The sequence below is a fragment of the Acinetobacter sp. YH12116 genome (assembly GCF_013418895.1).
GTDB lineage: Bacteria > Pseudomonadota > Gammaproteobacteria > Pseudomonadales > Moraxellaceae > Acinetobacter > Acinetobacter indicus.
Genome location: NZ_VPBE01000039.1, coordinates 1 through 18,149 on the forward strand (window position 1 = coordinate 1; position 18,149 = coordinate 18,149).

16 protein-coding genes and 1 rRNA gene are annotated in these 18,149 nt (G+C 48.5%); 5 read left to right on the plus strand and 12 right to left on the minus strand.

Annotated features, from left to right (window positions below; genetic code table 11):
• The 3 genes from rrf to FTU54_RS13940 all read left to right on the plus strand — a co-directional run.
• Positions 1-108: ribosomal RNA gene (rrf, locus tag FTU54_RS13930) — 5S ribosomal RNA — on the plus strand; the annotation flags it as partial.
• A 289-nt stretch (positions 109-397) separates the two neighbouring features.
• A complete protein-coding gene (locus FTU54_RS13935) occupies positions 398-1,747 on the plus strand; it encodes an aromatic acid/H+ symport family MFS transporter (protein ID WP_016658670.1) in 1,350 nt (449 codons plus the stop codon).
• Between the two features lie 370 nt (positions 1,748-2,117).
• The gene (locus tag FTU54_RS13940; RefSeq protein ID WP_168414970.1) at positions 2,118-3,284 is read left to right on the plus strand and encodes a PQQ-dependent sugar dehydrogenase; all 1,167 of its coding nucleotides are present in this window, start codon (positions 2,118-2,120) and stop codon (positions 3,282-3,284) included.
• A gap of 503 nt (positions 3,285-3,787) precedes the next feature.
• Here the strand turns inward: FTU54_RS13940 and FTU54_RS13945 are convergent.
• From FTU54_RS13945 to ribF, 5 genes are all read right to left on the minus strand, one after another.
• Positions 3,788-4,330 (minus strand): NADPH-dependent FMN reductase, encoded by a 543-nt coding sequence (locus FTU54_RS13945; RefSeq protein ID WP_180074844.1) that lies wholly within the window; start codon positions 4,328-4,330, stop codon positions 3,788-3,790.
• A gap of 139 nt (positions 4,331-4,469) precedes the next feature.
• Entirely contained in the window at positions 4,470-4,952 is a 483-nt protein-coding gene (locus FTU54_RS13950; protein ID WP_005181033.1) for a peptidylprolyl isomerase, read from the minus strand.
• On the minus strand, positions 4,945-5,484 hold the full coding sequence (gene lspA / locus FTU54_RS13955) for a signal peptidase II (RefSeq protein ID WP_180074845.1): 540 nt from the start codon (positions 5,482-5,484) through the stop codon (positions 4,945-4,947). The genes FTU54_RS13950 and lspA overlap by 8 nt, the downstream gene beginning before the upstream one ends.
• A complete protein-coding gene (ileS, locus tag FTU54_RS13960) occupies positions 5,477-8,323 on the minus strand; it encodes an isoleucine--tRNA ligase (protein ID WP_180074846.1) in 2,847 nt (948 codons plus the stop codon). Before ileS ends, lspA begins: the two co-directional genes overlap by 8 nt.
• A 64-nt stretch (positions 8,324-8,387) precedes the next feature.
• Positions 8,388-9,389 (minus strand): bifunctional riboflavin kinase/FAD synthetase, encoded by a 1,002-nt coding sequence (gene ribF / locus FTU54_RS13965; protein WP_180074847.1) that lies wholly within the window; start codon positions 9,387-9,389, stop codon positions 8,388-8,390.
• Positions 9,390-9,687: 298 nt separating this feature from the next.
• Here ribF and FTU54_RS13970 point away from each other — a divergent pair, with 298 nt between their 5' ends.
• The gene (locus FTU54_RS13970) at positions 9,688-10,254 is read left to right on the plus strand and encodes a hypothetical protein (RefSeq protein WP_005181021.1); all 567 of its coding nucleotides are present in this window, start codon (positions 9,688-9,690) and stop codon (positions 10,252-10,254) included.
• 43 nt (positions 10,255-10,297) lie between these two features.
• Here the strand turns inward: FTU54_RS13970 and FTU54_RS13975 are convergent, their stop codons facing one another.
• From FTU54_RS13975 to argA, 7 genes are all read right to left on the minus strand, one after another.
• Positions 10,298-10,951 (minus strand): TetR family transcriptional regulator C-terminal domain-containing protein, encoded by a 654-nt coding sequence (locus tag FTU54_RS13975; protein WP_005181018.1) that lies wholly within the window; start codon positions 10,949-10,951, stop codon positions 10,298-10,300.
• Between the two features lie 381 nt (positions 10,952-11,332).
• Positions 11,333-12,136, minus strand: a complete 804-nt coding sequence (locus FTU54_RS13980; protein WP_016658676.1) for an ABC transporter ATP-binding protein — start codon at positions 12,134-12,136, stop codon at positions 11,333-11,335.
• A 13-nt stretch (positions 12,137-12,149) separates the two neighbouring features.
• Positions 12,150-12,965, minus strand: a complete 816-nt coding sequence (ssuC, locus tag FTU54_RS13985; RefSeq protein WP_180074848.1) for an aliphatic sulfonate ABC transporter permease SsuC — start codon at positions 12,963-12,965, stop codon at positions 12,150-12,152.
• Positions 12,965-14,140 (minus strand): FMNH2-dependent alkanesulfonate monooxygenase, encoded by a 1,176-nt coding sequence (gene ssuD, locus FTU54_RS13990; RefSeq protein WP_180074849.1) that lies wholly within the window; start codon positions 14,138-14,140, stop codon positions 12,965-12,967. Before ssuD ends, ssuC begins: the two co-directional genes overlap by 1 nt.
• Before the next feature lie 36 nt (positions 14,141-14,176).
• On the minus strand, positions 14,177-15,172 hold the full coding sequence (locus tag FTU54_RS13995; RefSeq protein ID WP_168406534.1) for an aliphatic sulfonate ABC transporter substrate-binding protein: 996 nt from the start codon (positions 15,170-15,172) through the stop codon (positions 14,177-14,179).
• 10 nt (positions 15,173-15,182) lie between these two features.
• Entirely contained in the window at positions 15,183-16,166 is a 984-nt protein-coding gene (locus FTU54_RS14000; protein ID WP_180055172.1) for a sulfonate ABC transporter substrate-binding protein, read from the minus strand.
• Between the two features lie 334 nt (positions 16,167-16,500).
• Positions 16,501-17,856, minus strand: a complete 1,356-nt coding sequence (gene argA, locus FTU54_RS14005; RefSeq protein WP_127799908.1) for an amino-acid N-acetyltransferase — start codon at positions 17,854-17,856, stop codon at positions 16,501-16,503.
• Positions 17,857-18,022: 166 nt separating this feature from the next.
• On the opposite strand from argA, the gene FTU54_RS14010 reads away from it, so the two are divergent.
• The coding region (locus tag FTU54_RS14010) for a MerR family DNA-binding transcriptional regulator (RefSeq protein ID WP_180074836.1) at positions 18,023-18,149 on the plus strand (127 nt) is incomplete at its 3' end.

Below are 18,149 nucleotides of genomic sequence, written 5' to 3' on the forward strand. Positions count from 1 at the left end.
ACAATAGCAAGAGTGAACCACCTGATCCCTTCCCGAACTCAGAAGTGAAACCTCTTAGCGCTGATGGTAGTGTGGGGTTACCCATGTGAGAGTAAGTCATCGCCAGCTCATTAATTCAAAATCCCCCGAGCTTAAACAGCAGGGGGATTTTTTTATGCAGAAAATTTGTGTGCTTAATAAAGCAAAATAAAACTTATGTCTAATGAGAATAATATATAAAACTTTAATTATTAATAGGATTGTAGACTAATGTTCAATTCTTATTTTCTGTAAATTGTGTGAAAGTTGCACCATCTACTCCACTAGCAAAGTGTGGATGAAGAAGGCTCGAAATGAGGGTCTTCATTATGGGTTGCTATGGAAGTTCACTGAAACACAGACTCACAGGAGGTGAGGAATGACACATCAAACTATTAACGTAAATGATGTCATTGATCACGCAAAATTTAAACCATTTCATTTTAATGTAGTGGCATGGTGTCTACTGATCATTTTATTTGATGGTTATGATTTAGCCATTAATGGTGTGGTATTGCCTTTATTAATGGACGAGTGGGGCTTAAGTGCGGTGCAAGCCGGTATGCTGGCCAGTACTGCATTGGCAGGGATGATGTTCGGTGCCATGATTTTCGGCTCATTGGCCGACAAAATTGGCCGTAAAAAAGTCATCATGATCTGTATTGTGTTATTCAGTGGTCTGACCTTCGCTGGCGGTTTTGCTTCTAACCCAACAGAATTCGGTATTTTGCGCTTCCTGGCCGGTTTAGGGATTGGTGGGGTGATGCCTAACCTGGTGGCTTTAACCTCTGAATACGCGCCAAAGAACATGCGTAGTACGCTGGTGACCACCATGTTTAGTGGTTATGCAGTGGGTGGTGTGATGGCAGCATTATTGGGTGCCTGGTTAACCCCAAGCTTTGGCTGGGAAATCATGTTCTTTATTGCCGGTATTCCACTGTTGCTGTTGCCAATTATCTGGAAATTCCTGCCTGAATCGCTGATGTTTATTGTGAAAGAGAACAAGCAGGAACAGGCGCGTCCAATCATGGCCCGCTTGGCCCCAGAAGTGCAGATTAGCAATGAAACCAAATTTGAACTGCATCAGGTCGATGTGCCGGAAGCAGCCAACGTGGTAAGCCTGTTCAAACGTGGCCGTGCGTTAAACACCTTATTGTTCTGGTTAGCGTTCTTTACCTGCTTGCTGACCATGTACGCCTTAAGCAGCTGGTTGCCTAAACTGATGATGGCGGCAGGCTATTCAATGGACAATAGTCTGATGTTCATGATGGTGATGAACGTGGGTGCCGTGGTTGGTATTGTCGGCGGTGGTATTCTGGCTGACCGTTTCCATCTGAAACCGGTGTTGATGTTCCTGGGGATTATGGGCGCGATTGTGATGAGTCTGATGGGCTTCCAGTCAAACCAGTTCTTGCTGTACATCTTGGTATTCTTGGCGGGTGCAGCGTCAATCGGTTCACAAATGTTGCTGTATAGTTATGTGGCGCAATACTATCCACTGGCAGTACGTTCAACCGGAATTGGCTGGTCATCTGCAATTGGCCGTATGGGTGCGATTGTTGGACCAATCCTGATTGGTGGCTTACTCGGTATGAACCTGCCAGCACACTTCAACTTTATTGCTGTCGGTTTACCGGTATTGATTACCGCAATTGCCGTGGCGCTGATCATGAGTGAAGATGAAGCAGAACAGATTAAAGCAGGCAAAGCGGCGATTGCCAAAGCCTAATTGGTATTAAATGAAAAAAGCCTCCATAGATTGGGGGCTTTTTTTATGGCATTAAGAAAACAAAAACCACAGATAAAAAGAAACCCCATCATCCTGACGGGGTTTCTTCGTATTTCGTGCTTTAGGTATAACTCCTGTCGTACCTCACGATCCTGGTGCGCAAACTAATTATTGTTGTTTTCCGTTTGGGAAACGTCCTGTTTCCTGATGAATTTAGAATACGAAAATTCTGGGTTTGCTCCTAGCCTCAATTGTCTTCATTCGGTGTAAGCCAAAACGGACAAAGTCCGGCAGGTTACGCAAGTGTTCTTGGTCAAAACTGGCTTTGGGCTACAATCAAAGTATTGTCTGTTCTGTTTTAGGAAATGTCATGGCAAAACTACAACAATATTTGACCTGGCCTGCGGCATTGCTCATCGCAGGATTAACCACCGGATGTAATGCCCAGACCGAGCCTGCCAATTCAGCGAAAGCCGCCCAAAGCAGTGAAACTAGCAAGACCAGCCAGTCTTATCAGCTGGAACGGGTGGCGCGCTTACAGGAACCGTGGGCGATGGCTGAGCTGCCCGATGGCCGCTTGTTAATTACTGAAAAGCGTGGACGACTCAAATTGTTTAACCCGAGCAATAAACTGCTGCTTGAGGTTAAAGGTGTCCCCAAAGTTGCCTATGGCGGGCAGGGCGGTTTGGGTGATGTCGCGCTGCATCCACAGTTTGCCCAGAATCGCTGGGTCTATTTAAGTTATGTGGAAGCCGGCACAGGCGGTTATGGCGCGGTGGTGGCGCGTGCCGAGCTGGATTTAAAAGATGCGGCTCAGCCACAATTGAAAAATGTACAGCAGATCTGGGTCCAAGTGCCGAAAGTTCCGGGGCAGGGGCATTATGCCCACCGGCTGTTATTTGATCAGGCCGGCTATTTGTGGGTCAGTTCGGGAGAGCGACAAAAGTTTGACCCGGCACAGGACCTGAATTCCAATTTAGGGAAAATCTTACGTTTAAATGCAGATGGCAGCGCTGCGCCAGATAATCCGTTCCGTGCTCAGGGCCAGATTGCGGCACAGGTATGGAGTCTGGGGCATCGGAATCCTTTAGGCATGGTGTTTGACCCGGCGGGGCAGCTATGGGTGATTGAGATGGGACCCAAAGGCGGAGATGAGCTGAACCGGATTGAAAAAGGCGCCAATTATGGCTATCCGATCGTGTCCAATGGCGATCATTATAGTGGTCAGCCAATTCCGGATCATGCGACCCGGCCAGAATTTAAAGCGCCAGAACTGGACTGGACCCCGGTTATTTCACCTTCGAGTTTAATCTTTTACCGTGGCGATCAGTTTCCACAGTGGAAAAATAAGGCCATTGCCGGAGGATTGTCGTCGCAGGCGATTATTGTGATTGATACCCAGGCTCAACCGGTACGTGAAGTACAACGGCTGGACATGAAACAGCGTATTCGCGGGGTGATTGAAGCGCGTGACGGTCATTTATGGGTCATTGAAGATGGCAAAGGCGCCAGCTTGCTGAAAATGACAGCCAAATAATGAATTCGTAGATAATAAAAAGCCCCGACGTCCTGTCGGGGCTTTTTAGATTCAGTTCTCAGATATCACTCCTGTTATATCTGTGCGTGCATCCTGCATGCGGCTTATGATTATTGTTTTATGCAACGAGACCTCCTGTCCCGGTATGGTTTTAATATACGTCAGGCGATCAGAACCAACCAGCCGCAAAACCCGACAAGTACTGTACGCTCAGGCGTACAACAGCGATTGATTTAAAATAGCGCATCATCTACAAGAACCAGAACATAAAGGACTGAAATAAAAGAAGCCCGAACATCCTGTCCGGGCTTCTCTGGATTCATTATTCCGGTATAACTCCTGTCGTACCGATCAGTATCCTGCTGTTGTTGCTTTTATTGTTATTGTTTTGATTTAAGAGACCTCCTGTCTCTGTATGTAGGTACTATAAAATGAAAGCGCGCCGCACCCTAGTCGCAGTTCACCACAGCTGCTGTAAGAAAATGCTTACAGGGCTGCTGCCATTATGAGCTGACATATTGAATCAGCTTGTCGACTACCTGTTTCAGGGTCTTGTCATCAAATTCATTCGGTTCAAAGCTTTCGCTACGGTTACGGCTAAAAATATCGCGGATTTCCACCACTGCATTGCTGTCAATCAGTCCCAGCTGGGTGCCGACCTGACGGATCTGGTCAATCGAGCGTGATCCATTGGTGGCGCCATAGCCGATATAAGCCGCCGGTTTGCCTTGCCACTCTTTGCCCAGATAATCCAGCGCATTTTTCAAGGCCGGGCTATAGCCATGGTTATATTCGGGGCTGATAAAAATAAAGGCATCGCCCTGGGCAATTTTGTCGGCCCATTCCTCTTGACGCGGCTGGTCATAAATACCGCTTAGCGGCGGATTCGGACCGGCAAACAGGGGTAAATTCCATTCTTTTAAATCGACCAGCTCGGTCTGCACGGTACTAAAGTTATAGCTTTTAATGGCCTGCTGTACCCAGTGTGCGACTTTAATGGCGGTACGTCCCTCGCGTACACTGCCAACAATAATCTGAATATTCATGTTTTATCCTGTGTTGTTTTTGCTGTAGGGATCAAATTAACGTGAATTGCGTTAGCCTGAATAGAGTCAGTTTGTATCTGCCTCATGAAAATGGCATAAAAAAAAGCTCCCGAAGGAGCTTTTCAAAAATGTGGAACTTTTATTTCAGTTGAATGCCTTGCTGGCCCGCTGGGGTGACTTTAAAGATTTCCACTTCAAAGGTAATGTCTTTACCGGCCAGTGGATGGTTAAAGTCGACTTCGGTGATGTCATCATTGACCGATTTGACCACGCCATACAGGCTTTGTTTGGCCTTATCTTCAAACTCGATCATGTGGCCTTCAACCGGACGCTGTTCAAACTTGACGGTGTCAAAGGTTTGGACATTTTCCGGGTTCCATGGACCAAAAGCCTCTTCTGGTGGCAGGCTCACGGTACGACGGTCACCAGCACGCAAGCCAAACAGGGCTTTTTCAAAACCCGGTAACAGGCTGCCATCGCCCATCACCAGACTGACCGGTTCGGCACGGCTACGGGTATTGTCAATTTCCGGGCCGCTTTCAATGGCCACAGAAAAATGAAGTTCAACTTTAGAACCCGCTTCAATACGGGTGTCTTCGTTCGGATTGATAAATTCAGTCATGTTGCGCCTGCGCACGTTGAATACGGTGTTTTTCCAGGAAAAACGTATCAATAAGAAGCAAGATGGTGCCTAAGGTAATGGTACTATCTGCAATATTAAAGGCAGGGAAGTGGCTGTTGTTGTAGTAAACATGAATAAAGTCGACCACATAGCCCAAAGCGACCCGATCAATCAGGTTACCAATGGCCCCGCCCAGAATCAGGGCAATGGCCAGCGGTAATACCAGCATGTTCTTTGGCATACGCATCAGCCAGAACACAAAGATCACGGAGACCAAACCTGCCAGTGAGGTGAAGAAATAGCGTTGCCAGCCACCCGCATCGGACAAGAAACTAAAGGCTGCGCCATAGTTATGCAGTAATGTCCAATTTAAAAAGGGCAGCACAGGCACCGGATCTGCATAATTCAGATGGGTGACTGCAATCCATTTGGTCCATTGATCCAGAATAATCGCCACAATAGACAGTCCGATCCACCACAAATTGTGCGGATAGAACTGGAATAAGCCCTTTTTCGGTTGTGGATTAGGCATATTTTCTCTCTTCGCCTTGGCCTGTCGGGAGGTTAATAATACAACGACCACATAAACCTGGATGTGCAGGATGTGTATTCACATCTGGCAGGACGTGCCAGCAGCGTACACATTTCTCGCCATCTGCGGCAGAGACTTTCACGTTCAGACCGTCAAGATCAGAAGCTTCGCCTTGTGCTGCATCAAACTCATTCACAATCACCTGAGAAGTAATCAGGACAAAACGCAGTTCATCGCCCAGTTTATCCAGCACCGCTTTCAGCTCGGCATTGGCCCACAGCTCCACTTTGGCAGACAGGTTAGAACCGACAGTTTTTGCAGTACGCGCCGCTTCAATAAACTTGTTCACGGCAGATTTTACGGCAATTAAAGTCTGCCATTCGCTTTCAGCCAGCACGTTGGCTTCAGAGGCCACCGGCAGCTCATACCATTCAGCGGTGAATACATATTTCTCTGACTGCTCAGGAATCAGTGGCCACGCTTCTTGGGCAGTGAAGCTCAGGATTGGCGCCATCCAGCGTACAAAGGCCTGTACCAGGTGATACAGCGCAGTTTGTGCAGAATGACGCGCTTGCGAGTCCGCTTTGGTGGTGTACTGACGGTCTTTGATGATGTCGAGGTAGAAACCACCCAAGTCATTAATACAGAAGTTGGTCAAGGCGCTGGTGACGATATGGAAGTTCATATCTTCATAGGCTTTCTTGATGGTTTCTTGTACTTCAGACGCACGTTGCAGGATGTATTGATCCAGCGCAATCAGCTGATCCACCGGCAGGGCATCAGTCGATGGTTTAAAGCCGTTTAAATTGGCCAGCAAGAAACGCAGCGTGTTACGAATACGGCGGTAACCGTCTGAGGCACGGCTAAAGATTTCTTTACCGGCGGTCATTTCATAACGGTAATCCGCAGAGGCAATCCAGAAACGTAAGCCGTCTGCACCCATGTCTTTAATGATGTCTTGCGGGGTAATGATATTCCCGAGTGACTTTGACATTTTGCGGCCTTTTTCATCGACCACGAAACCATGCGTTAACAAGCCTTTGTATGGCGCACGTTCATTGATCGCAATCGAGGTCAGCAGTGAAGACTGGAACCAGCCACGGTGCTGATCCGAACCTTCAAGGTACAGATCGGCCGGATCTTGCAGCTCTTCACGTTCACGCAGCACGGCATAGTGGGTTGTACCCGAGTCAAACCAGACGTCTAAGGTGTCACGTACGGCGTTGTAGTGTTCAGCATCATCACCAATGAAGTCTTTGGCTTCACGGTTATACCAGCCATCAATACCTTCCTGTTCAATCAGTTTAGCCACTTCTTCGATCAGTTCAGGGGTACGTGGATGCAGTTCGTTGGTGTCTTTATGCACGAAGAACGGGATTGGCACGCCCCAGGTACGCTGACGCGAAATACACCAGTCCGGACGGCCTTCGATCATTGCCTGAATCCGGTTTTTACCCCAATCTGGCACGAAGCTGATCTCGTTTTCAATTGCATTCAGGGCGCCTTGGCGTAAACCTTTGGCATCCATGCTGATAAACCATTGTGGTGTGGCACGGAAGATAATCGGGGTTTTATGACGCCAGCAGTGCGGATAGCTATGCTTGATTGGATGATGTGCCCACAATTTGTTGGCTTCGCCCAGCGCGGCAATAATTTGCGGATTGGCTTTATAAATATGTTCACCAGCAAAAATTGGCGCAGTCGGTAAATAGACACCGTTGCCGCCCACCGGGTTGTCGACTTTCAGGTTATATTGCAGGCCGACTTTATAGTCGTCTACACCGTGGCCTGGTGCAGTATGCACGGCACCTGTACCGCTGGCATCGGTGACGTGTTCACCCAGAATCACCGGCACTTGACGCTCAGTAATTAACGGATGTTGCAGCACCAGATTTTCCAGTTTGCTACCGGCAAACTCGGCCAGCACTTCAACCGAGCTGAAGCCATAACGCTGGGTCGCAGATTCTACCAGTGTTTTTGCCAGAATAAAGTTTTGCTCGGCCTGTTCTTCACCACGCGCCTTGACCAGTTGATATTCAAGTTCGGCATGTAATGCCACGGCTTGGTTGGCTGGCAGGGTCCAAGGCGTAGTCGTCCAGATCACGATATCGGTTGAGTCTTTAACTTCAACACCTAAACGTGCAGACAGATCCGCCAGATCAACCACGGTGAAACCCACGTCAATCGCGTCTGACTTTTTATCTTCATATTCAACTTCAGCTTCAGCCAGTGCTGAACCACAGTCCAGACACCAGTTCACCGGTTTAAGACCTGGCTGGATATGGCCATTTTTCGCGATTTCACCGAGTGAACGCACGATGTTGGCTTCCTGCTTGAAGTTCATGGTGAGATAAGGATTGCTCCAGTCGCCAAACACACCCATACGGATGAAGTCTTTTTTCTGTAGCTCCACCTGACTCAATGCATATTCGCGGCAAGCTTTACGGAAAGTAGGCGCATCCACTTTAACGCCGACCTTACCGACTTTTTCTTCAACTTTGAGTTCAATTGGAAGACCGTGACAATCCCAACCCGGTACATACGGTGCATCAAAGCCGTCCATGATGCGGCTTTTAATGATGATGTCTTTAAGTACCTTGTTGACTGCATGACCTAAGTGAATCTGGCCATTGGCATATGGAGGGCCATCATGAAGCACGTATTTTTTCTTGCCAATTCGCGATGCACGAATCTGCTGATAAATGTCATCGGCATACCACTCTTCTAACCATTTCGCTTCACGTACTGCCAGATTTGCTTTCATTGCAAAGTCAGTACCTGGGAGGTTCAGCGTGGCTTTATAATCCACTGCATTTTCAGGAGTTTGCTTATCGCTCATGCAAGTTGTCTTCCAATTTAATCAGTCATTAGACTGACACGTTTTACAATAAAAATACGGGACATTAAAAGGGAAATGTGGGGTGTTTTCGACGAAACTCAAGCAGTTTCTCAACATCATCATCAATTCCGGCCTTTAACGCTTCAAGCGAAGGATAGTTCTTTTCGCCATGCAGATAATTCAAGAAGGTTACCCGCATTAACAGGCCATACAGATTAGCAGAAACATCAGGAAAATGTACTTCTAATCGCCATTCCGGATGGTCCTGTTTGATGGCTGGTCGGGTGCCGACATGACCGGCGCCAAACAGCGCGGTCGGGTCATAGCCGGCAATTCCCGGCTGGTTCGGATTCTCTGCCTGAACTTTGGCTTGTAAGGATTCAGTTTCACAGAGCACTTCCACGCCATAAATCCCGTTCAGGCAGGGTTTATGCCGGTTCAGACGGACATTAATGGTTGGAAAATCAATGGTCCGGCCAATCTGGTCGCCGTATTGTACCCGGCCAGTAATGCTATACGGGCGCCCCAGCAATTTGGCTGCCAGCGCTAAATTGCCGGCCTGCAAGGTCTGACGGATCCGGGTCGAGCTGACCCGTTCACCATCGGCCAGAATAGTGTTTAAGTTGGTGACCTGAAAGCCGTATTGCTGCAAAAACTCGCTATTGCCCTGACGGTTTTTGCCAAAATGGAAGTCATCACCCAGCACCAGACTGTGGGCATTGAGTTTATATTTGAGTATGTCGGCAAAGGCTTCGGCGCTTAAGCTGCGGAAATAATTATCAAATTTGGCGACTGCAATATAGTCTACACCCAGCTCGGTTAAGTATTCGACTTTTTCTCTTAAGGAGCTGATGCGTGGCGGCGCTTCATAGCCTTTAAAAAATTCCAGCGGCTGTGGCTCGAAAATCATCACCAGGGTTTTCAGCTGCTGGGCTGCTGCCAGCTGTTTTAGCTGGGCAATCATGGCCTGATGTCCCAAATGCACGCCGTCAAAATTACCGATGGTAACGGCAGTTTTTTCCAGTTGAAAATCAGGCGCTAAAGCATTCAGACGGAGGAGCTGCATGGGCAAAGAATGACGTTATACATTAAGAAAGGCTATATATTGCCATATTCTCACACATTCGTCTTGTTGTTCTGTTTTTATGCAAAATTTTTCTTGCTCATTTTTGACCGGTGCCACAGCACTGGCGGGTTTTTATCAGGAGCGAATGAAAATGGAAACGCGTAGCCAGTACTGAAAAGCTGCATAGATATGAAAAAAAGTGGAGTCGTTGGAAGACCTGTCATTTCAGGGATAGCTTTTATTTTTCTGCCTTTTGCTTTCTAATGTGGCTCCCAGCAACTGCGGTAGAGAAGCAATAATGTCGGATCTGGCCTTAATTATGGCATTGCCGAGTGAATCCAAAGGTCTGTTTGAACAGGCTGGCATCGAGGTGCATTATAGTGGTATTGGCAAGATTAATGCTGCCTTTAAAGCCTTTGAGGTAATTCAGAAAACTGGCTGTAAAACCCTGTTAAATTTAGGTACGGCCGGCAGCTCCTATTTTAATGCGCATGAGCTGGTGGAAGTGACCCAGTTTGTACAGCGTGATATGGATGTATCGCCGTTGGGTTTTCAGGTCGGAGTGACGCCCATGGATGACGATCATCCGGCGGAAATTCATTTGCCGCAGCATTTTTCCCATTTACCGGCTGGTATTTGTGGCACCGGTGACAGCTTTGAAACTGGTACACCGAAAGTGGCCTGTAATCTGGTGGATATGGAAGGCTATGCGCTGGCCAAAGTCTGTAAAAAACTGGATGTACGGCTGATTTCCGTCAAATATATTACCGATGGCGCCAACGATACGGCACATCTGGACTGGGAAGAAAATCTGTTGCTGGGGGCGAAAAAATTATTGTCGTTATATCAGCAGAGTGGTTTTTAGTTCGGCGACCATAGCAAACTATGGTCGTATGCCAAAATCATGCTCAATCGTCGATTGATTCTGAGGGAGGTGCGGTATTCAGTTCTGGACGCGGCACAATACCATAAAGCATCAGATGCACGGTATGCTGGATAATGCGCTGCTGCATGCTGCGGTTGCGCAGGGTTTTGCCGGTGACCATTTCCATTTGCGTCGCGAAGTCTGCATAGTTCTGGGTCAGGGCCCAAATATTCAGAATCAGCAGTTCAGGGTCAATATCTTTGGAGATTTTGCCTTGTTCCTGCCAGTTGCTGATGACTTTGGCTTTACGCTTGACCAGTTTTTTCAGCGGACCTTTCAGGATTTCCAGAATATGCGGGGCACCCTGAATCACTTCCAGCGCAAACAGGCGTGAAGCTTTTGGCTGGGTGCGAGACACTTCAATCTTTTGCAATAAGTAGTTGGTGATCGCTTCTTCAGGTTCAAGCTCGGCTTCCAGCATTTGCAGTGGCGCCAGCCATTTCTGTAATACAGTGGTCAGCACTTCTACATATAACGCTTCTTTATTTTCATAGTAATAGAAAATATTCGACTTATGCATTTCTGCAATCTGAGCGATTTCATCTAAGCTCGCCCCATTAAAACCGTATAAGGAAAATACGTCGAGTGCTGCGTTCAGCAACTGATGTCGTTTTTGAGTACTCTTTTTTTGTTCCATTAGCAATTAAAAAACAATGAAAAGGGGGAATCACGAATTGTACGTCAAATCATCAGTTTTGTGCATCCTCGTCTATTGCAAATTATGATAAATGCAGCAGAATTTTGTAGATTAACTAATAATTTCCCCAGGATTGTTAAATTTAAGCCCTATAAAGCACACTTTTTGAGTCTGGTAAAAAATATAACTGAAGACTTGATTTCAAAGATTTTTTATTCTTTTATTTTAAATCAAAATATAAGACATAGTTTATAGAAATAATCCTACATCTCTTTGGGCCTATGTCACAAAAGTTTCATAAACCGAGATGAAGTTTTACCCTTAAATTGAGCCGGAATTTAAGGGTAAAGCGGCGGGGCAAGCTCAGACCAAAATTAATCCTCACGTGGCCAAGACTGCATCTAGCACCTGCTGCTCCAGTTCGGCAAAGGCGATACTTTTTTGTCGTGGACGCGGTAAATTGACCTGAAAGGTTTTGGCAATATGACCACGATCGAGCAGAATAATCCGGTCGGCCAGCTGTACCGCTTCACTGACATCATGGGTGACTAAAATGGCAGTAAAGCCCTGTTCGGTCCAGAGCCGTTCAATCAGCTTCTGCATTTCCAGACGGGTCAGGGCATCCAGTGCGCCCAAGGGTTCATCTAGCAATAAAATCCGCGGTTGATGTGACAGGGCACGTACCAGCGCGGTACGTTGTCGCTGACCGCCAGACAGTTGTGAGGGCCATAGGCCAGCTTTATCTTTCAGACCAACTTTTTCCAGTAATGCACTGGCATGTGCGTACTGGTCTTTGCCCAGACCAAGTTGCACATTCTGCTCGATACTGCGCCACGGTAGCAGACGCGGGTCCTGAAACATCACCCGGATATCATCCGAGGTAATGCCTTCGCGGATATGCCGTGCCGACTTAAATTTGATTTCGCCGTAGCTTGGTTTTTCCAGATCGGCAATTAAACGCAGCAGGGTGCTTTTGCCACAACCACTGCGTCCGACAATGGCCAGAAATTCGCCCGGCTGAATATGCAGGTCTAGGTCTTGCAGCACCTTCACCGAACCATAAAACTTGTGTAACTGCTCAATCAGGATTTCCGCGCCTGCCACCGCCTGCGGCTGAATATCCGGATTGCTGCGCAGTTTCGGGCTGCTGTGCTCGGCATGCAAGCCGGCAATTAAATTACTCATCTTCGCTTACTCCTTATTTCTGGTAACCGGCATGCCAGCGCAGTAAATAGCGTTCCAAAGCCACGGCCAGCACATCGGCCAGTTTACCCAGCAGGGCATACAGCAGGATGCCGACCAGCACGATATCGGTCTGTAAAAACTCACGCGCGTTCATGGTCATATAGCCAATCCCGGACTGGGCGGAGATGGTTTCGGCGACAATCAGCAGCACCCAGACCAGACCTAAAGAAAAGCGCAGACCGACCAGAATTGAAGGCATTGCACCCGGCAAGATAATTTCCTTATACAGCTGCCAGCGGCTCAGGCCGTAGTTTTTGCCCATTTCAATCAGCTGTGGATCGACCGAGCGAATACCATGATAGGTGTTGATGTAAATCGGGAAGAACACGCCAATCGCAACCAGAAATAATTTGGCTGTTTCATCAATCCCGAACCAGAGAATCACCAGCGGAATCAGCGCCAAAGCCGGAATATTGCGGATCATCTGCAAGGTGGTGTCCAGCAGGGTCGAGGCGGTTTTGGAGGAGCCATTTAACAGACCCAGCAGCAGGCCCAAACCACCGCCAATCAACAAGCCGAGGAGGGCACGTCCGGCACTGACCTGAACGTGCTGCCACAGCTCGCCACTGACCAGTAAGCCCCAGAAGGCACTAACCACTGCCGTTGGTGCCGGTAAAATCCGGCTTTCCAGCAGGCCGGTACTTGAGGCCAGTTGCCAGAAAGCAATCAGTAATAATGGCACCAGCCAGGGCAGCACCCGCTGCCCAAATGATGTTCCACGTGAAACTTTGGCCTCTGCCAGCTGCTCCAGGGAAATGGTTTTACTCATCAGGCCGGCTCCTTCAGCTGTTTGCTCGCCTGGCTGTCTGCGGCGACATAGTTATTCGCAACAATTTCCCCAAAAGGACCGGTCAAATTCGGTTGTGCCAGTTTCTTGCGGGTTTCCAGCGGCAACAGCGGGAACACCAGTTCGGCAAAACGGATGGATTCTTCCAGATGCGGATAGCCGGAGAAAATAAAGGTGCTAATACCCAGGTCGGCATATTCCTGAATACGGGCCGCCACTGTTTCAGGGTCACCGACCAGTGCCGTACCGGCTCCACCACGTACCAGGCCTACGCCTGCCCAAAGATTTGGGGAGACTTCCAGTTTGCTGCGATCGCCATTGTGCAGTTCAGCCATACGGCGCTGACCGACGGAATCCATCGCTTTAAACTTGGCCTGTGCTGCGGCAATGGTGGCATCATCGACATACTGGATCAGCGCGTTGGCTGCTTGCCAGGCTTGCTCATTGGTTTCACGTACAATCACATGCAGACGGATGCCATAGTTTAGACTGCGGCCTTTGGCCGCGGCTTTGGCACGTACCGTTTCAATTTTTTCTTTTACTGCTGCCGGCGGTTCGCCCCAGGTTAAATAGGTGTCGACCTGATCGGTGGCCAGCTCAATGGCTGCATCGGAAGAGCCACCAAACCAGAGCGGTGGATATGGTTGCTGGACTGGTGGATAGAGCAGCTTGGCTTCATCGACCTGTAAACGTTCGCCGTGGAAGCTGAACGATTCACCTGTATGCGAGCGGGTTAAAATTTCACGCCAGATGGTGGTGTATTCCGCAGCCGTTTGATAACGCGTGGCATGATCTTCATAGACACCATCACCTTTCAGTTCCTGTTCATCACCACCCGTGACCAGATTCAGCAATACCCGGCCGCCAGATAAACGGTCAAACGTCGCCGCCATACGCGCTGCTAAAGCCGGTGTGGTCACGCCTGGACGCAAGGCCACCAGAAATTTCAGGTTCTGGGTCGCATCAATTAAACTGGCTGCAGTAATCCACGGATCTTCGCAAGAACGGCCGGTTGGAATCAGCACACCTTCATAACCTAAATTGTCCACTGCCACCGCAATCTGTTTCATATAGGCATGATCGACCTGACGGCCACCTTTGCTGGTACCTAAATAACGACTGTCACCATGGGTGGGAATAAACCAGAAAATTTTCATATTATCGTCCTTTATTTCAATGGGATTACTCGGTCATCAATCTGCAGTTGGAGCCGTCCAGACAATGGGCTGGACCTCAATCGGTTTTGGAATCAGCTTGAGCTGATAGAACTGGTCAGCAATTTTCTGCTGAGCCTGAATGACCGTCGGATTTAAGCTTTGAATCGGTGATGGTTTCAGGCGGCGGTCAAAGGCGTTTTTGGCGACCGCCGGGTCCAGGCCGGTATTTTTCTGATAAATTTCTAGGGCCTGAGACTGGTGTTTAACAATCCACTGATCCGCGGCATTCAGGGCCGTCAGAAAGCCGGTGGTGGCCTGTGGATGTGCGGCAATAAATTTGGGATTGGCCACATAAAACGAATAGGTCTGGTCAAACTCACCGGTCTTGATCAGCGGGCGGGCCTGTCCATGCAGTTCAGCCGCAGACAGGAACGGGTCCCAGATGGCCCAGGCATCAATCGACTGCTTGTCAAAGGCAGCACGTGCATCGGCCGGTGGCAGCCAGATTGGCTGAATATCTGACCAGTTCAAGTTGGCTTTGGCCAGCACTTTGGCCAGAAATTCATGGGCATTGGAGCCTTTTTGCAGGGCAATACGTTTGCCTTTTAAATCCTGCAGGGTCTGTATGGCACTTTGCTGCGGCACCACTAAGGCCAGCGAATGGTCGGCATAGACTTCATAGCCGACATAGTTCAGCTCCTTGCCAGCCGCCTGGGCAAAAATGGGCGGGGTATTCCCCACTGAACCATAATCGACTGCGCCAACGGCCAGGGCTTCCAGCATTTGGGGTCCGGCCGGAAATTCTTTCCATTCAATTTTGGCTTGTGGGAACTGCTGTTCCAGCAGTTTTTCATCACGTGCCACCAGTAAATTTAAGGAAGATTTCTGGTAGCCAATAGAAATGGTTTTCACCGCCTGTTCAGTTGAGTTGTTGTCTGTTACCGCCTTGTGGGCTTCCGGTTTCTGGCAGCCGCTGAGACCCAGTCCCAGCGTGGAAATGCCCAGCAGCGCCCAGGTTGTTAATTTACGCATCTTTTATTCCTCATTCTTGTTGTGTCGACTGCGTATTCAGCAGGGCCGCCTGAATCTGAATTTGCTGTGGAATCAGCTTTTGCTGATAAAAGGCATCAGCTACATATTGCTGTTCTTTGGCCACGTCACTAGAGATGGCCTGTACGCCAAAGCCCATACGGGAAATTGAAGTTTTTAAGACCTCGACATCCAGGCCGGTCGGTTTTTGCAGCAGTTGAGCCGCTTCATCCTGATGCTGGACCACCCATTGTGTGGTGCTGTTCAAGCTTTGCACCACGGTGTCTAGAACCTGCGGATGCTGCTCGGCAAACTGACGATCCGCCAGATAGAACTGATGGTTGCTGACCAGATTTTCGCCGGTGGCAATGACCCGTGCGCCAATCTGATGTTCGGCTGCGGCAAAGAATGGGTCCCAGATCACCCAGGCATCCACCGAACCACGTTCAAAGGCTGCGCGGGCATCGGATGGGGGTAAATACACCACTTGAATATCGTGCAGGCTAAGCTGGTTGGCTGCTAACAGCTTCAGCAGCAGATAATGCACATTGGAGCCTTTGTTCAGAGCAATGCGTTTGCCTTTTAAATCCTGCACTGACTGAATGGCCGAGTCTTTAGGCACAATTAAGGCCTCAGCTAGCGGAGCTTTAGGCTGGTTGGCCACATAAACCAGTTTGGAATTGGCCGCTTGGGCAAAAATGGGCGGTGCTTCGCCCGCTTCACCAAAGGCCACACTGCCGACATTTAAACCTTCCAATAATTGCGGGCCGGCTGGAAATTCTACCCATTTCACCTGTACACCCTGGGCTTTTAAGGCCTGTTCCAGTTCACCGCGTTCTTTGACAATTGGTAAAATGCCGTATTTCTGGAAACCAATATTCAGGGTAATGTTGTCCGCGTCTTTGGGGCTGCTACAGGCAGTCATGAACATGGCACCCGCCACCACGGCAGATAAAATAGCGCTTTGAGTTGAAAAAATACGGCGTAGGCTGCTCATGAAAATACCTGCTCTCGGAAATTAAAAAAATTCAAAAGTGGAGAATGAGAGCTACCTTAAAGATTTTTCTTTTTCGAAAAAAATAACAAATCAGGAATTTCTAATCAGGAAAAAAGATAAATAAAGATGTGCAAATCTTATGCATAAATCTGATTTATAAAATGGATAATCTATTAAAAGTTAAAATATTAAGTATTTGTATTTAAAATATTTTTATTAAATTGAAGGCGCAGGAATAAGCTTATACTAATTCCTGCTAATACCAGATGCAGCAGAATTGGGCCAGCTGCAGATAAGCATATGCCAAATTGAGCTAAAGCCGGCCTTGAACAGACTAGGTGAGTGACTTTTTACAGACCAGTGAATTACGCTGGTAGTTGTATAAGGCTTGGCGGGCATTCGGTAAGTCATCGACACTGGCCGGCTCAAAGCCCTGTTCCAGAAACCAGTGCGCAGTGCGGGTGGTCAGAATAAACAGCTGCTGAATACCAAGGCTACGGGCTTTATCTTCCAGATAATGCAGAATCTGGCTGCCACGATTGGATTTACGATAGGCCGGATGTACCGCCACGCAGGCAATTTCCGCCGAGCGCAGTTCATTGTCGCTGACCGGTAGCGGATACAGTGCCGCACAGGCCAGAATGGTGCCATCACGTTCAATCACCGCAAACTGTTCAATTTCATTTTCCAGCCGTTCCCGCGAACGGTAGACCAGCACACCTTCTTCTTCCAGCGGGCGCAGCAGGCTGATGAGACCGCCGACATCCTGAATATTGGCGGTGCGCACTTCTTCATAATGCGCATCGGTAATCATGGTGCCGGCACCATCGCGGGTAAACAGCTCTTCCAGTAGTGCGCCATCAGAGGCATAGGAAATCAGATGTACGCGATTGACGCCCTGAGTGGCAGCATCCTGTGCACCGCGTAAATGCAGGGCCATTTCCGGCTGGCTGGCCTGATACAGACCAATATAATGATTGAGCTGGGATGGGCGGATTTCACGTTGCAGCTGACCCTGTTCATTCAGTAAACCCTGCTGTTTGCCCAAGAAAATCAGCTTGTCGGCTTGCAGGCGAATCGCGGTTTTGGTGGCGACTTCTTCAGCCAGTAAATTAAACACTTCGCCCGTCGTGGAATAGCCGGTCGGACCGAGCACGACAATATTATGATTGTCCAGATGACGCTGAATGGCATCGGTATCGACACTGCGCACTTCGCCGGTCAGCTGGAAATCAACCCCATTACGAATACCATAGGGCTTGGCGGTAATAAAATTGCCCGAGACTACATCAATGCGGGCGCCGTACATCGGCGAGTTGGCCAGTCCCATCGACAGCAGGGCTTCAATTTGCAGGCGAATTGAACCGACCGCATTCATGACACAGCTTAACGATTCGCGCGTGGTAATGCGGCGCTGCTGATGAAACGGGGTGTCGATTTGGCTGGCCTGTAAATTCTGGTTAATCTGCGGACGGGCACCATGCACCAGCACTAGCCGGATGCCCAGCGAATGCAGCAGGGCAATATCATGAATAATATGCTGGAAATTGTCATGCAGGACTGCTTCACCATCAAACATCAGCACGAAGGTTTTGTTGCGATGGGCATTGATATAAGGCGCAGAATGTCGAAACCAGTGCACATATTGCAAAGTTGTGCTGTGTGATGTTTCGGTAGAATTCAGGTGCATGCCGGTCTCAATCAAGCAAAAGTCTTATAGTGGATTCTAATCAAAAAATACCGGGGCGTAAGCTGAAAAAATAAAAAAACACCTGAACGGGGTGGTTCAGGTGTAAAGAGGGAAGGGTTAATAACTGCTAATTGAAATCTACTTATTTCTATATTATTATATACAAATGAGTAGATATGTTAGTATTGGCGTTGCAGCTAAAACACTGGGTGTTTCCATCCAAACCCTAAGAAGATGGGATGAGGAAGGCACTTTAGTCGCAGATAGAACCCCAAAAAATCACAGACGTTACG